Genomic DNA, 14,458 nt, shown 5'->3' with positions numbered 1-14,458 from the left:
TGCAGCCTCCCCGCGCATCCCTGTTAAGAGACAATCGAATTTTGCGCGGGTCGTCTGCCTCAGGTCCTGACTTTTTCCCGTCACGGTAAATAACGGGTTAAGGAATTGGGCCGGCGAGCCTTAAAGTTAGGAATTGCGGAACCGGATGCGCCGGAGCGGGACAGTCAGGCCGGGACAGGGTATCTCCGACCGGATAGCGGGTGTCCCGACCTAAGTGTCTGAGGAATCAGAGACAGCCGAAGCCGCAGCCTGCGCGGCGCTTGCAAGCCGGGACATGACACTTCCGGCAACACGCGATGCCTCCTCGCCAAGCGCCTCAGCCAACCGGATCCGGGCGCGCTCCCAGATGGCCATGGATTCGTCCACCAGCCGGCGGCCGGCGCCGGTCAGCACCAGGCGTTTGCCGGCTCGGCCCCGCCCCCCATGGTTGCGCACGAGATTCCTCTGCTCGAGGCTCTTTACGCTGCGGCTGAGAGTGGTGGCGTCGACCCCGGCGCGCGCCGCCAGCTCAGCGAGGGTTGGCTCGTGGCTGCCGCCAATCCCCACCAGCAGGCTGAACTGCTCCGCGGTGATCCCCAAGGGCCGAAAGCAGGCATTGTAGTAGCGCGTGAGCGCTCGCGCGGTAACCCGGGCCTGGAAGGCCGGGCACTCGGTTTCGACGCGGCGATAGAGATCAGAAGCCTCTGTCATTTGCAGGTCTCGACAAGCCCCGACTCATAAAATACTGTATATACAGTATTGCTGGGGAGCGATGCCATGCCGGCCTATGTCCACGTCAATCTGCGTATCAAGGATCCGGCCAGGCAAGCCGCGCTGGCGCCGCGCTTCCAGGCGGCGCTACAGGCAGCAGGAGGCCGCATCCTTCATTTCGGTCCGGTTGCCCAGATGCTGGAAGGAGACGTGGCGCCATTGCCGATGGCCGGCATCTTCGAATTCGCGACCCTTGCCGACGCGCTGGCGTTTTATCAGTCACCGGAGTACGCGCCGATCAAGGCTGAGCGCGACGCGGCGCAGGAAGCGCGCATGTTTGTCGTCGACGCGCCGTCGATCGATTGAGCTCTCGCCCTAGCCGCCGCTCTCGCGCATGTCGTCGAGCGGCCGCACATTACCGCGCTGGGAGATCGCCGACAGCGCGTCGAGTGCCTCCTCGCACCATTCGATCACGACGCGCTCGTGGCGCATCCCGAGGCGCAGGCTGAGCATCTTGCCCAGGTCGGCTGGTGGTGCCGTGCCATCGGGAAAGCGCTTGTTGAGCAGGCGCTCGTAGCGCTCGTAGCGGTCGCGGTGATGTTCCAGCCGTGCCATCAGGTCGGTCCGGAGCGGCTCGATATCGACGCAATCGAGCGCGTACAGCCGGACCAGCAGGTCGTCCTTGATCGACGGCGGCACGCTTGGCCGCGCGGCCCAGTGCTTCAGTGCCGCGCGGCCCTCCGGGGTCAGGGTATAGACCAGCTTGTTGGGCTTGCCTGATTGCACCACCTCGCGGCCCTGGACATGGCCCTTGTCGCGCAGCCGCGACAGCTCGCGATAGATCTGCTGGTGGTCGGCCTTCCAGAAGAAGCCGATCGAGGCGTCGAACGTCTTGGCGAGCTCGTAGCCCGTCATCGGACGTTCCGTGAGGCATGCGAGGATTGCGTCTCCGAGCGCCAACGCCCACCTCCCTCTCAGGGTCCCTGTGTCCCATACCGGAGACCCGCTTCCGAAGTCCGCTTGACTTTATGCGTTAGTGTGCATATGCGTCAATATGCATATGGAGATCAGCGCGCCGCTCGGTTGCGGGCGCGGGTCGGTGCTGAGGCTTTCCAACCCCACCGCAGGAGACGTCCGATGACCAGACCGGGCCTCGACAAGTGGTACGCCTACATGAAGTCCCACGACACCAACGCGCTGTGGGATTTGCTGCACCCGGACGCGGTGTTCGAAAGTCCGGTGGTGCACACGCCGCAGCGCGGCCGCGAGATCACCTTCAAATATCTCACCAGCGCAGCCCAGGTGCTCGGTGGTCCGACCTTCAAATATACCGGCCAGTGGAGCAACGAAACCGGAGCCGTGCTCGAATTCGAGAACGAGATCGACGGCATCAAGATCAACGGCGTCGACATCATCTCGTTCGATGCCGACGGCCGCATCACGCATTTCAAGGTGATGGTGCGCCCGCTCAAGGGCGTCAACCTGCTGCATCAACTGATGGGCGCTGAGCTGATGAAGCAGCAGGGCGGCGCAACGTCGCAATCACAGTCTCGATAGTCACTGCCGCGGACCTCCGGAACCGGATAAGGTCCGCTCCAACAAACCCAAGGACAAAGCTGCGCCGTCTCAGTCGCAAATGCGATCGCGAGCCAGCCGGGAGATCAGCATGCCGACCTACAAAGCGCCCATCGAAGACGTCAGCTTCCTGCTCAATGACGTCTTCCAGATCGATCGCTACGACAACCTTCCGGGCTTCACCGACGCATCGGCCGATGTGCGCGAAGCGATCCTGGGCGAGGCCGCCAAGCTCAGCGAAGAAGTGCTGCAGCCGATCAACCGCACCGGCGATCTCGAAGGCTGCAAGCGCAACGACGACGCCAGCGTCACCACGCCGAAGGGCTTCAAGGAGGCCTTCAGGCAGGTCGCGGAAGGCGGCTGGCTCGGCCTCTCGGCGCCGACGGAATATGGCGGGCAGGGCCTGCCTGTCGTGCTGAGCCAGGCGGTGAACGAATTCCAGATCTCCGCCAACATGGCGTTCTCGATGTATGGCGGACTCACCATGGGCGCGACCGCCGCACTCCTCGTGCACGGCACTCCCGAGCAGAAGAAGACCTACGTTCCCAAGATGGTGGCGGGCGAGTGGGCCGGCACCATGAATCTGACCGAGCCGCATTGCGGCACCGACCTCGGCTTGCTCCGCACCAAGGCGGTGCGCCAGGCGGACGGCAGCTTCAGGATTTCGGGTACGAAGATCTTCATCTCCGCCGGCGAGCACGACCTGACCCCGAACATCATCCATCTGGTGCTGGCGCGCATCGAGGGTGCGCCGGCCGGCATCAAGGGCGTCTCGCTGTTCGTGGTGCCGAAGGTGCTGGTAAATGCCGACGGCTCGCTCGGCGCGCGCAACGGCGTGTCCTGCGGCTCGATCGAGCACAAGATGGGCATCCACGGCAATTCCACCTGCGTGATGAACTACGACAACGCCACCGGCTGGCTGATCGGCGAAGAGAACAAGGGCATGCAGGGCATGTTCGTGATGATGAACGAGGCCCGCCTCGGCGTCGCCGTGCAGGGCCTCGCGCAGTCCGAGGTCGCCTACCAGAACGCGGTCGCCTATGCGCGCGAGCGCCTGCAGGGCCGTTCGCTGACCGGGGTGAAGGCGCCCGACAAGCCGGCTGATCCGATCATCGTGCATCCCGACGTGCGCCGCACCCTGCTCACCATCCGCGCCTTCAACGAGGCGGCGCGCGCCATGGTGATCTGGACCGCGCTGAAGAGCGACGTCGCGCATCGCTCCGACGATCCGAAGGATCGTCAGGCCGCCGACGATCACATGGGCCTGATGACGCCGGTGCTGAAGGGCGTGCTCACCGACACCGGCTTTGCCAACACCGTCTCCGCGCAGCAGATGTATGGCGGCCATGGCTACATCGCCGAGCAGGGCATGGAGCAGTTCGTGCGCGATGCGCGCATCGCGATGATCTACGAGGGCGCCAACGGCATCCAGGCGCTCGACCTGGTCGGCCGCAAGCTGCCGCGCGACGGCGGTCGCGCCGCGATGGCGTTCTTCGGCGAGGTCGGTGCCTTCGCCAAGGAGCATGGGGGCGACGAGGCGATGAAGCCGTTCGTCACGCCGCTCTCGGCCGCGCTCGGCCATCTGCAGCAGGCGACGGGCTGGCTGATGCAGAACGCGCTGACCAAGCCCGACAATGCCGGCGCGGCCGCGACCGACTTCATGAAATTGTTCGGCCTCGTCGCGATGGGCTATATGTGGGCCAAGATGGCCAAGGTGACGCAGGACAAGATCGCCGCCGGCGGCGCCACCACATACCTCAACACCAAGCTCGTGACCGGCCGCTTCTACATGGAGAAGCTGCTGCCGGAGACATCAGTGCATCTGGCCCGGATCCAGAGCGGCAGCGCGACCACGATGGAACTGGCCGCCGACGCGTTCTGAAAGATTGCCGCCGCACCCGCTCGCGGTGGCGCTCGGCTGGGCTATATATTATGATCATCATATAAGGAGCGCGTCATGCCTGAGGCATATATCTACGATCACGTTCGCACCCCGCGCGGCCGCGGCAAGTCCGATGGCGCGCTGCACGAAGTCACCGCTTTGGCGCTCGCCACCGTGCCGCTCAAGGCGCTGAAGGAACGCAACAACCTGCCCGAGGACAGTGTCGACGACGTCGTGCTCGGCGTGGTCGACCCGGTCGGCGAGGCCGGTTCCGACATCGCGCGCTTCGCCGCGCTCAACGCCGGCCTCGGCGAAAAGGTGCCGGGTGTGCAGATCAGCCGCTTCTGCGCCTCCGGCCTCGACGCCGTGAATTTCGCTGCGGCCCAGATCATGGCCGGCCAGCATGAACTCGTGATCGGGGGCGGCGCCGAATCGATGAGCCGCGTCGGCATCGGCGCCTCCGGCGGTGCCTGGCCGATGGACCCCTCGATGGCGGTGCCGGCCTATTTCATGCCGCAGGGCATCTCGGCCGATCTGATCGCCACCAAATACGGCTTTTCGCGCGATGATGTCGATGCCTATGCCGTGCAGAGCCAGCAGCGCGCCGGCAAGGCCTGGGATGAAGGCCGCTTCAGGAACTCGGTGGTGCCGGTCAAGGACATCAATGGCCTCACCATTCTCGCCAAGGACGAGCACATGCGCCCCACCACGACGATGCAGTCGCTGGCGCAGTTGCAGCCGTCATTCGCTGCGATGGCGGCGATGGCCGGCTTCGACGCGGTCGCGATCCAGTCGCATCCGGAGGTCGAGAAGGTCAATTATGTGCACCATGCCGGCAATTCGTCCGGCATCGTCGACGGCGCCGGTGCGGTGCTGCTCGGCAGCAAGGAGGCCGGTGCGAGGCACGGCCTGAAGCCGCGGGCAAAAATCCGGGCCTTCGCCAACATCGGTTCGGAGCCTGCGATGATGCTGACCGGCCCGGTCGACGTCACCGAAAAGCTGTTCGAGCGTTCCGGCATGAAGAAGTCTGACATCGACCTGTTCGAGCTCAACGAAGCGTTCGCCTCGGTGGTGCTGCGCTACATCCAGGCTTTTGACATCGACAATGCCAAGATCAACGTCAATGGCGGCGCGATCGCGCTCGGCCATCCGCTCGGGGCCACCGGTGCGATGATCCTCGGCACCGTGCTCGACGAGCTCGAGCGCACCAACAAGGAGACCGCGCTGGTCACGCTGTGCATCGGCGGCGGCATGGGCACCGCCACCATCATCGAGCGCGTGTAGGGCCAAGGGGAGCGAACAACATGGCTTACAAGAATTTCAAGTTCGAAACCGACGCCGACGGCATTGCGCTGGTCACCTGGGACATTCCCGGCCGTTCGATGAACGTGCTCGACGAGACCTCGATCCAGGAGATCGAGGACATCGTCAAGCAGACCACCGGCGATGCCGCGATCAAGGGCGTCGTCATCACCTCGGCCAAGGACGCGTTCTGCGCCGGCGCCGACCTCTCGATGCTCGAGGGCATGAGCCGCACCTATGCGCAGCTCTTGAAAGAGAAGGGCGAGGAAGCCGCCAACCAGGTGCTGTTCGACCAGAGCCGCCGCTTCTCGCTGGTGTTCCGCTCGATCGAAACCTCGGGCAAGCCGTGGGCCGCCGCGATCAACGGGCTGGCACTCGGCGGCGGCTTCGAGATCACGCTGTCCTGCCACTACCGCGTCGCCGCCGACAATCCGAAGACCCGGCTCGGCCTGCCCGAGATCAAGGTCGGCCTGTTCCCCGGCGCCGGCGGCACCCAGCGCGTGCCGCGCATCGTGCCGCCGCAGGACGCCATGACGATGCTGCTGAAGGGCGAGGCGCTGAATCTTGCGCGCGCCAAGGCGCTCAACCTGGTTCACGCCGTCGTTCCGGCTGCCGACCTAATCAAGGCCGCCAAGGACTGGATCAAGGGCGCCGGCAAGGCGATCGCGCCGTGGGACGAGAAGGGCTTCAAGCTGCCCGGCGGTCCGGTGTTCTCCAAGGCCGGCATGCAGATGTTCCCGGCCGGCAACGCGATCTATCGCCGCGAGACCTACGACAACTATCCGGCTGCGCGCGCCGTCATGAGCTGTGTCTACGAGGGCCTGCAGCTGCCGATCGACGCGGCACTCCGGGTCGAGTCGCGCTACTTCGCCAAGATTTTGCGCTCGAACGAGGCGGCGGCGATGATCCGCTCTCTGTTCCTGTCGATGCAGGAACTGAACAAGGGCGCGCGCCGGCCGGCCGGCGTGCCCCCGACCAAGGTGAAGAAGCTCGCCGTGATCGGCGCAGGCTTCATGGGCGCCAGCGTCGGCTACGTGTCGGCGCAGGCCGGCATCGAGGTGGTGCTCGTCGACCGCGACCAGGAGAGCGCCGACAAGGGCAGGGCCCACGCCAAGGGCGTGATCGACGGCCAGGTCGCCAAGGGCCGCATGAAGGCGGAGGCGGGCGAGGCCATCCTGTCGCGCATCACCGCGACATCAGACTACAAGGCGATCTCCGACTGCGACCTCGTGATCGAGGCCGTGTTCGAGGACCGCAAGGTCAAGGCCGACACCTACGCCAAGGCGCAGCCGCTGCTGAAGGCCGGCGCGATCTTCGCCTCCAACACCTCGACCTTGCCCATCAACTCGCTGGCCGAGGAGTTCAAGGATCAGGGCCGGTTCATCGGCATCCACTTCTTCTCGCCGGTCGAGAAGATGATGCTGGTCGAGATCATCATGGGCAAGGGCACCGGAGATGCAGCGCTTGCGACCGCGCTCGACTACGTGCGGGCGATCGGCAAGACCCCGATCGTGGTCAATGATTCGAGGGGCTTCTTCGCCAATCGCTGCGTGATGCGCTACATCTCCGAAGGCAACGAGATGCTGCTCGAAGGCGTGCCGCCGGCGATGATCGAGAACACCGCCAAGATGGCCGGCATGCCGGTCGGCCCGCTGTCGCTGCAGGACGAGGTCGCGCTCGACCTCGGGCTGAAGATCACCAGGGCAACCGAAGCCGATCTCGGCCCCAACGCGGTCGACCAGGCGCAGAAGAAGCTGATGGTCGAGATGGTCGAGAAGCAGGGTCGGTTCGGCCGCAAGAACGGCAAGGGCTTCTACGACTATCCCGAAAAGGGCAAGGGCCAGAAGAGCCTGTGGCCGGGGCTCGCCGCCCTGCAGCCGAAGCAACTCGACCCCGATACGCTTCAAGTCGAGGAATTGAAGCAGCGTTTCCTGGTGGTGCAGGCGGTGGAGGCCGCGCGCACCGTCGAGGATCGCGTCATCACCGACGTGCGCGAGGCCGATGTCGGCTCGATCCTCGGCTTCGGCTTCGCGCCGTTCACCGGCGGAACGCTGTCCTACATCGATTTCATGGGCACCAGGAAGTTCGTCGAGCTCTGCCACAAGTTCGAAGCCAAATACGGTTCGCGCTTCACGCCGCCGAAACTGCTCGAGGAGATGGCCGCCAAGGGCGAAACCTTCTACGGCCGCTTCCCGCCGAAGAAGCCGGCAGCGCAGGCCGCGGAGTAGGTTTGCGGCGGGTGAGCCAGCTTCGTAGCCCGGATTGCGCTTCGCTCCATCCGGGCTACAAAATTCGGATCAACAAAAGGGCCGGATCGTCGATCCGGCCCTTCGCTATCGGTAACTGCGTAAGAACCTTACGCCGCCTTCAGCAGGCCTTCCTTCTTCAGCGCTTCCTGCACCTTCGGGCGCGCGGCGACGCGGGCCTTGTAGGCCATCAGGTTGGGCAGGCCGGAGAGGTCGAAGCCGAGCCGGTCGGTCGCCCACATGATCATGGTGAACAGGTAGCCGTCGGCCACCGTGAAGTGGTTGCCCATCAGGTAGTCGCGGCCGGCGAGCTGGCTCTCGACATATTTGAACTTGCCCGTCGCACGGTCCTTGAAGAACGCCTTGGCGTCGTCGGCGAGAACGGGCGAGAACATCGGGCCGAGGTTCTTGTGCAACTCGGTCGTGATGTAGTTCAGCCATTCGAGCAGCTTGTAGCGCTCGTTGGAATCGCGCGCCGGGGCGAGCTTCTTGTCCGCGACCTTGTCTGCGATCATCTGGATGATGATCGGTCCTTCGGTGACCAGTTCGCCGGAATCAAGCCCCAGCACGGGCACCTGGCCCTTCGGGTTCACTTTCAGGAAATCGTCACCGTTTTCGAGCTTCTTGGCGCGCAGGTCGACCTTGACCAGGTCGTAGGGCAGCCCGGCTTCGAGCAGCGCGATGTGGGGGGAGAGGGAGCAGGCACCGGGGGTGTAATAAAGTTTCATGGAGTTTTTCCTTCCCTTGTTCCTTGGTGTCCGAAGAGGGATTGCCTACATGCACCTGCATGAAATAGTCAAGATTGATGCAGATGCATTCAGTGCGGTACACTATGTTCCGGGACCTTATGGGCTAGACCATGAAACGCAAGCTATCGACCGAGGCCACTGCCGCCTGGATCCGTCTGATGCGGGTGCCGAGCCGGGTGCTTGATTGTGTCGAGCATGATCTGAAGAAGGCCGGCTTTCCGCCGCTCGCCTGGTACGACGCGCTGCTCGAGCTGTCGCGCGCGCCGTCCGGCGAACTGCGTCCGGTCGAGCTCGAGCGGCAGATGCTGATCCCGCAATATTCGACGTCGCGGCTGATCGACCGGCTGGTCGACGAGGGGCTGGCGGCAAGGCGCGAATGCAAGATCGACAAGCGCGGCCAGTTCGTCGAGATCACCGATGCCGGACGCGAGCTGCAGAAGCGGATGTGGAGCGCCTATTCCGCCGCGATCGACAAGCATGTCGGCTCCAAACTGTCGGATGCCGACGCGGCGAAGCTCTGCGGCCTGCTCGACAGGCTCGGCTGCTCCTGCGGCGACGCCAGGAGCGAGACCAAGAGCGACAAGACCGAAACGAAGCCGGCTCCCTCACGAGACGGCGTAGCTGCCCGATGATATCCTTGATCCCATCAACCGCGGCCCACAGGGCTCGCGGCTGTCCCTGCCACCGCGCGCATTCGATCGAAGCGCCCTTGAGTTGGATTTTGTATGGCGCGTGACCAGATCGATATGACGCCGCTGCAGTCGCGCGACGAACTCGTGGCGTGGCTCGAAGCCGGCGTGAAGCCTGAAGCCGAATTCCGCATCGGGACCGAGCACGAGAAGACGCCGTTCACGCTCGAGGGCCACCATCCGGTGCCCTACGAGGGCGCGAAGGGCATCGGCGCGCTGCTCGAAGGCATGAAGCTCCTGCTCGGCTGGGAGCCGATCATGGAGCGCGGCAACATCATCGGGCTCTACGACGTCACCGGCGGCGGCGCGATATCGCTCGAGCCGGGTGGGCAGTTCGAGCTGTCGGGCGCACCGGTCGAGACCGTGCACCAGACGCAGTCCGAGCTGATGGCGCATCTGGCACAGGTGCGCGAGATCGCGGCGCCGCTCGGCATCGGCTTCCTCGGCCTCGGCATGACGCCGTCCTGGTCGCGGGCGCAGATTCCGGTGATGCCGAAGGGGCGCTACAACATCATGCGCAACTACATGCCGAAGGTCGGCAAATACGGCCTCGACATGATGTTCCGGACCTGCACGGTGCAGACCAATCTCGACTTCTCCTCCGAAGCCGACATGGTGAAGAAGCTGCGCGTCTCGCTGGCGCTGCAGCCGGTCGCCACCGCGCTGTTCGCCAATTCGCCGTTCACGGAAGGCAAGCCCAACGGCTTCCTCTCGTTCCGCTCCGAGATCTGGCGCGACACCGACAATGCGCGCGCCGGCATGCTGCCGTTCGCGTTCGAGGACGGCATGGGGTTCGAGCGCTATGTCGACTATGCGCTCGACGTTCCCATGTATTTCGTCAAGCGCGGCGACGAGTATATCGACGTCTCCGGCTCCTCGTTCCGCGCCTTCTTCGACGGCCGCAACAACCGCCTGCCCGGCCAGCGCCCGACGCTGTCGGACTGGGCCAACCATCTGTCGACGATCTTCCCCGAAGTGCGGTTGAAGCGTTACCTCGAGATGCGCGGCGCCGATGGCGTGCCGTGGGGCCGGCTGCCGGCGCTGCCGGCGTTCTGGGTCGGCCTGCTCTACGACAATGCCAGCCTCGATGCGGCCTGGGACGTCGTCCGTCACTGGACCGCGGCCGAGCGGCAGGCGCTGCGCGACGACGTCCCGCGTTTCGGCTTCAAGGCGCGGATCAAGGACCGCTATCTGTTCGAGATCGCCAAGGAGTGCCTGGTCCTGTCGCATGCCGGATTGCGCCGGCGCGGCCGGATCGACCATCTCGGTCGCGACGAGAGCCGCTATCTCGAGCCGCTGGAGCGCATCATCGAAAGCGGCCGTTCGCCGGCCGAGGAGATGCTGGAGAAGTTCAACGGGCCGTGGAACGGCACCGTGGAACCGGCCTATCAGGAATACGCCTTCTAAGGCGTTTTCCTGACGCGAAAACGCACTCGCATTTCTGGTCAGACACGAAGCCCGTTGCGGTGGGCGGCCTGGCGTCGCATCCCGCGTCACGGTTCCCTGCCGTTCATCCAGCGTACAGGTTCACGGCGCTCAAATGACCGCCCGCGGAAGGCGCGGGGCGCGAGAATTTGAAAGCAATCTCATGGGGATGGGCCGCCTGTTCCGGGCGTATGTGGTGATGTTCGCGGCGTTCGCGGCCACAGCCTGCGCGCGGCCCGCGCTGGCGCAGACCAATTTCGATCGTCCGGGTGGCGACTACCAGAGCTCGCCGGTGACGTCTGGTGATCCGGCCGACTGCGCGCTGTCCTGCGAGCGCGACCGCCGTTGCCGCGCCTGGAGCTTCAGCTACCCGACCGACACCAACAATGGCGCGGTGTGCTGGCTGAAGAGCAGCGTGCCGCCGCGAGTGCAGGACAATTGCTGCGTCTCCGGCGTGCGCGGCGCCGGCGTGGTCGAGCCGCGTAACGGCGCCATCGAATCCTCGATCGACCGCTTCGGCGGCGACTACAAGAATTTCGAATTGAAGAGCAGCGATGGCGACGAGGCCTGCCAGGCCGCCTGCACCGCCGACAACAAGTGCCGCGCCTGGACCTATGCCCGCCCCGGCTATGCCGGCCGCGATGCACATTGTTTCCTGAAAAAGGAAATCAAGCCGCCGCGGCGGAAGGCGGGGTACACGTCGGGCGTGGTGCGTTGATCTTGTAGCCCGGATGGAGCGAAGCGCTATCCGGGACCGCTGCATCCGCGGATGAAACTTGCCCCGGATTGCGCTTCGCTCCATCCGGGCTACCAACGCCAATTCACTCTGCCACCAGCACCGTGATCTCCGGCCACAGCGTCTTCCAGCGCTCCGCCTTCGCCGCATAATTCGCCGCGGAGAAGTTGGCGGTCGGGTTCGGCCGCACGATCATGCGGGCGGCATCGCCGAACCCGCGAGGTGCATAGATATCGTGGCCATCAATGGTGCGGCGCAGCCCGATCTGCGTGGTCGTGGTGAGGAAGCGGTCGATGCCGTCGGTGGAGCGCGACAAGGCCGGGTAGGGCACGCCATGCTTGGCGGAGTACCAGAGATGGACGCGGGCCTGGTTGCGCACCTCGACCGTGACGCCGAGATGGCCGAGTTCTGCCTGCAAGGTGCGGATCACGGCGTCCTCGGCCTCCCACGACGTATCGGGATCGAAATAGAACACGTCGTAATCGCTGATGCCGTGTTCGACCGGCCGCTGCGTCAGCACGTTCCACACGCTCTGCACCAGGCAGCCGGAGACGATCCACGCATCGGGCAGAGCGAGGCGCCGCAATTCGTCGGCGATGATCCGATTGACCGGATTGGCGAGCGCCGCGGCGAGGAATTCGTCGCGCGTCATCGCCATCTCACGAGGAATGTAGCCCGGATGAAGCCGGGGTCTCCGTTGCGGCAGATCGACCTATCCCGGATCTCGCTTCGCTCCATCCGGGCTACGGGATCAATGCACCGAGGTGAAGAAGCGCGCGAGGCGAAAGCCGGAGAGCCAGGTCCAGACCGGCTGGCTGCGCATGCCCATGTCCCAGGAGCCGACCACGGCATCGGCGCGGCCGATCAGATTGTCGATCGGCAGCAAGCCGACGCCGCCGTCGCGCACGGGTACGCGGCTGTCGGCGGAGTTGTCCCTGTTGTCGCCGAGCACGAACAGATCGCCCGGCGGCACGGTCACCTCGGCCGTGTTGTCGAGCCGGCCGTTGTCGCGCATCTTGTAGATCGCGTGGCTGACACCGTTCGGCAGCGTCTCGATGTAGCGATAGGCGTCCTCGCCGCCGCCGCGGTCGTCCTCGGCGAAGCCGGTGCCGTCGGGCTTCAGCTGAGCCGGATGATCGTTGATGAACAGCTGGCCCTGCCGCATCTGGATGCGGTCGCCGGGCAGCCCCACCACGCGCTTGACCCAGGCCTGCGAGCGATCGCCCGGCCAGCGGAACACGACCACGTCGCCCCGCTTCGGCGTCTCGCCGAACAGCCGACCGGTTTCCGGCAGCGTGATCTGGATCGGCAGCGAGGCCGCGCCGTAGCCATAGGGGAATTTCGAGGCGACCAGCGCGTCGCCGATCAGGAGCGTCGGCTCCATCGAGCCTGACGGCACGTAGAACGGCTCGGCGATCGCGCCCTTGGCGAGGAACACGACGGCCACGATCGCGGCCAGTTGGGCGGCCTGTCCGCGCCAGGTCGTCGGCTTCGACTTCGCCGACACCACTTCGTTTCCGCTGCTCACGAGCCTGTTCCTCCGACCGTAATCCGTTCCATCCGCAGCGTCGGCTGGCCAACGCCAACCGGCACGCCCTGGCCGTTCTTGCCGCAGGTGCCGATCCCCGTATCCAGCGCAAGATCGTTGCCGATCATGGTGATCCTGTGGAGATCGGTCGGCCCGTTGCCGATCAGCATGGCGCCCTTCAGCGGCGCACCGACCTTGCCGTTCTCGATCTTGTAGGCCTCGGTGCACTGGAACACATACTTGCCCGAGGTGATGTCGACCTGGCCGCCGCCGAAATTGGCCGCGTAGATGCCGTTCTTGACCGAGGCGAGGATCTCGGCCGGGTCGCGGTCGCCGGCCAGCATGTAGGTGTTGGTCATGCGCGGCATCGGCACATGGGCATAGCTCTGCCGCCGGCCGTTGCCGGTCGGCTTCATGCCCATCAGCCGCGCGTTCTGGCGGTCCTGCATGTAGCCGACCAGGATTCCGTCCTCGATCAGTACGGTGCGATTGGTCGGAGTGCCCTCGTCGTCAATGGAAAGAGAACCGCGGCGCGAGGCCATCGTGCCGTCATCGACCACGGTCACGCCCTTGGCGGCGACCTGCTTGCCCATCAGCCCTGCGAACGCCGAGGTCTGCTTGCGGTTGAAATCGCCCTCGAGTCCGTGGCCGACGGCCTCATGCAGCATCACGCCGGGCCAGCCGGCGCCGAGCACCACGTCCATCTCGCCGGCAGGCGCAGGCACCGATTCGAGGTTGACCAGCGCCTCGCGCAGCGCGCCGTCGGCGGCGTCGCGCCAGGCCTTGGTCTCGATGAAGCGCGCGTAGCCCTCGCGGCCGCCATAGCCCTTGCTGCCGCTCTCCTGGCGATCACCCTGGCCGGCGACCACGGAGATATTGACGCGCACCAGCGGGCGGATATCGCGATAGCTCTCGCCGTCAGGCCGCAGGATCTCCACCACCTGCCAGGTCGCGCTCAGGCTGGCCGACACCTGTCGCACCCGCGGATCCTTGTCCCTGATATAGGCGTCGATCTCGCCGAGCAGTTTGACCTTCGCCTCGAAGCCCGGCGCGTCGAGCGGGTTCCCGTCGCCGTAGAGTTTGACATTCGTATGGGCCGGCGCCGTGGAAAACGTCCCCGAATAGCCGCCGCGCACCGCCGCAACCGCGTCCGCCGCGCGGATCAGCGCCGGGATCGAAACATCGGAGGAATGCGCATAGCCGACCGCGTCGTCCTTGACCGCGCGCAGCCCGAACCCCTGCGAGGTGTCATAGGTCGCCTGCTTGAGCCGGCCATTGTCGAACACCAGCGCCTCGGTCTGCCCGAACTCCAGGAACAACTCGCCGTCATCGGCTCCGGCAAGCCCGCGTGCCATTTCGCGGCGGGCGGCATCGCGGTCGAGATTGGCGCGGTCGAGCAGGGAAGTTGTGGCGAGATCGGTCATGGTCACTCCAGCGCAGCAAGAATTCATTGCCATCCGGCCATCAAGCGGAACCGGAACGGGATCTCCGGCGAGGCCATCGGCGATCTAAGCAGAGATGAGCGGCGAACTCATCTTACAACCCGGACACCTGTTCCTGCCGGTCCCGGCCTGGTGGCCTCGGACGGTGAACCCGGAAGATAGTGCCTATGACTGCAAATCGGGAGAGGCCGCGA

Annotated in this window: 14 protein-coding genes; 8 read left to right on the top strand and 6 right to left on the bottom strand. The window is 65.3% G+C overall.

Annotated features, from left to right (window positions below; all coding sequences use genetic code 11):
* Positions 1-210 precede the first annotated feature (210 nt).
* Positions 211-690 carry a MarR family winged helix-turn-helix transcriptional regulator gene (locus JQ586_RS11125; RefSeq protein WP_212394592.1) on the bottom strand — a complete coding sequence of 160 codons (480 nt, stop codon included), beginning with the start codon at positions 688-690 and terminating at the stop codon, positions 211-213.
* Positions 691-756: 66 nt separating this feature from the next.
* Between JQ586_RS11125 and JQ586_RS11120 the strand changes: the two genes are divergently transcribed.
* On the top strand, positions 757-1,056 hold the full coding sequence (locus tag JQ586_RS11120; RefSeq protein WP_212394591.1) for a DUF1330 domain-containing protein: 300 nt from the start codon (positions 757-759) through the stop codon (positions 1,054-1,056).
* 9 nt (positions 1,057-1,065) lie between these two features.
* Here the strand turns inward: JQ586_RS11120 and JQ586_RS11115 are convergent, their stop codons facing one another.
* Positions 1,066-1,650: a PadR family transcriptional regulator gene (locus JQ586_RS11115; protein WP_212394590.1), complete on the bottom strand. Its 585-nt coding sequence runs from the start codon at positions 1,648-1,650 to the stop codon at positions 1,066-1,068.
* A 177-nt stretch (positions 1,651-1,827) separates the two neighbouring features.
* Here JQ586_RS11115 and JQ586_RS11110 point away from each other — a divergent pair, with 177 nt between their 5' ends.
* The 4 genes from JQ586_RS11110 to JQ586_RS11095 all read left to right on the top strand — a co-directional run bounded on the left by JQ586_RS11110 (position 1,828) and on the right by JQ586_RS11095 (position 7,677).
* On the top strand, positions 1,828-2,247 hold the full coding sequence (locus JQ586_RS11110; protein WP_212394589.1) for a nuclear transport factor 2 family protein: 420 nt from the start codon (positions 1,828-1,830) through the stop codon (positions 2,245-2,247).
* A 109-nt stretch (positions 2,248-2,356) separates the two neighbouring features.
* Positions 2,357-4,147: an acyl-CoA dehydrogenase C-terminal domain-containing protein gene (locus JQ586_RS11105; RefSeq protein ID WP_212394588.1), complete on the top strand. Its 1,791-nt coding sequence runs from the start codon at positions 2,357-2,359 to the stop codon at positions 4,145-4,147.
* Between the two features lie 75 nt (positions 4,148-4,222).
* Entirely contained in the window at positions 4,223-5,431 is a 1,209-nt protein-coding gene (locus JQ586_RS11100; protein ID WP_212394587.1) for an acetyl-CoA C-acetyltransferase, read from the top strand.
* A 20-nt stretch (positions 5,432-5,451) separates the two neighbouring features.
* Positions 5,452-7,677: an FAD-dependent oxidoreductase gene (locus JQ586_RS11095; RefSeq protein WP_212394586.1), complete on the top strand. Its 2,226-nt coding sequence runs from the start codon at positions 5,452-5,454 to the stop codon at positions 7,675-7,677.
* Between the two features lie 128 nt (positions 7,678-7,805).
* Here the strand turns inward: JQ586_RS11095 and gstA are convergent, their stop codons facing one another.
* The gene (gstA, locus tag JQ586_RS11090) at positions 7,806-8,423 is read right to left on the bottom strand and encodes a glutathione transferase GstA (RefSeq protein WP_212394585.1); all 618 of its coding nucleotides are present in this window, start codon (positions 8,421-8,423) and stop codon (positions 7,806-7,808) included.
* Between the two features lie 131 nt (positions 8,424-8,554).
* Between gstA and JQ586_RS11085 the strand changes: the two genes are divergently transcribed.
* The 3 genes from JQ586_RS11085 (at position 8,555) to JQ586_RS11075 (ending at position 11,276) form a co-directional block, all read left to right on the top strand.
* Positions 8,555-9,076 (top strand): MarR family winged helix-turn-helix transcriptional regulator, encoded by a 522-nt coding sequence (locus JQ586_RS11085; RefSeq protein WP_212394584.1) that lies wholly within the window; start codon positions 8,555-8,557, stop codon positions 9,074-9,076.
* Between the two features lie 93 nt (positions 9,077-9,169).
* Positions 9,170-10,540, top strand: a complete 1,371-nt coding sequence (locus JQ586_RS11080; protein ID WP_212394583.1) for a glutamate--cysteine ligase — start codon at positions 9,170-9,172, stop codon at positions 10,538-10,540.
* 181 nt (positions 10,541-10,721) lie between these two features.
* Positions 10,722-11,276, top strand: a complete 555-nt coding sequence (locus JQ586_RS11075; RefSeq protein WP_212394582.1) for a PAN domain-containing protein — start codon at positions 10,722-10,724, stop codon at positions 11,274-11,276.
* 103 nt (positions 11,277-11,379) lie between these two features.
* Here JQ586_RS11075 and JQ586_RS11070 read toward each other — a convergent pair whose 3' ends face one another.
* The 3 genes from JQ586_RS11070 to tldD all read right to left on the bottom strand — a co-directional run bounded on the left by JQ586_RS11070 (position 11,380) and on the right by tldD (position 14,246).
* Positions 11,380-11,946, bottom strand: coding sequence for a nucleotidyltransferase family protein (locus JQ586_RS11070; RefSeq protein ID WP_212394581.1), 567 nt, complete (start codon positions 11,944-11,946; stop codon positions 11,380-11,382).
* A gap of 99 nt (positions 11,947-12,045) precedes the next feature.
* On the bottom strand, positions 12,046-12,822 hold the full coding sequence (lepB, locus tag JQ586_RS11065; RefSeq protein WP_212394580.1) for a signal peptidase I: 777 nt from the start codon (positions 12,820-12,822) through the stop codon (positions 12,046-12,048).
* Complete coding sequence (tldD, locus tag JQ586_RS11060; RefSeq protein WP_212394579.1) at positions 12,819-14,246, bottom strand: metalloprotease TldD; 1,428 nt, start codon at positions 14,244-14,246, stop codon at positions 12,819-12,821. Before tldD ends, lepB begins: the two co-directional genes overlap by 4 nt.
* Between the last annotated feature and the right edge of the window lie 212 nt (positions 14,247-14,458).

The sequence above is a fragment of the Bradyrhizobium jicamae genome (assembly GCF_018130215.1).
GTDB classification, from domain to species: Bacteria; Pseudomonadota; Alphaproteobacteria; order Rhizobiales; family Xanthobacteraceae; genus Bradyrhizobium; species Bradyrhizobium jicamae_A.
This window is presented reverse-complemented; position numbering and strand designations above follow the sequence as displayed.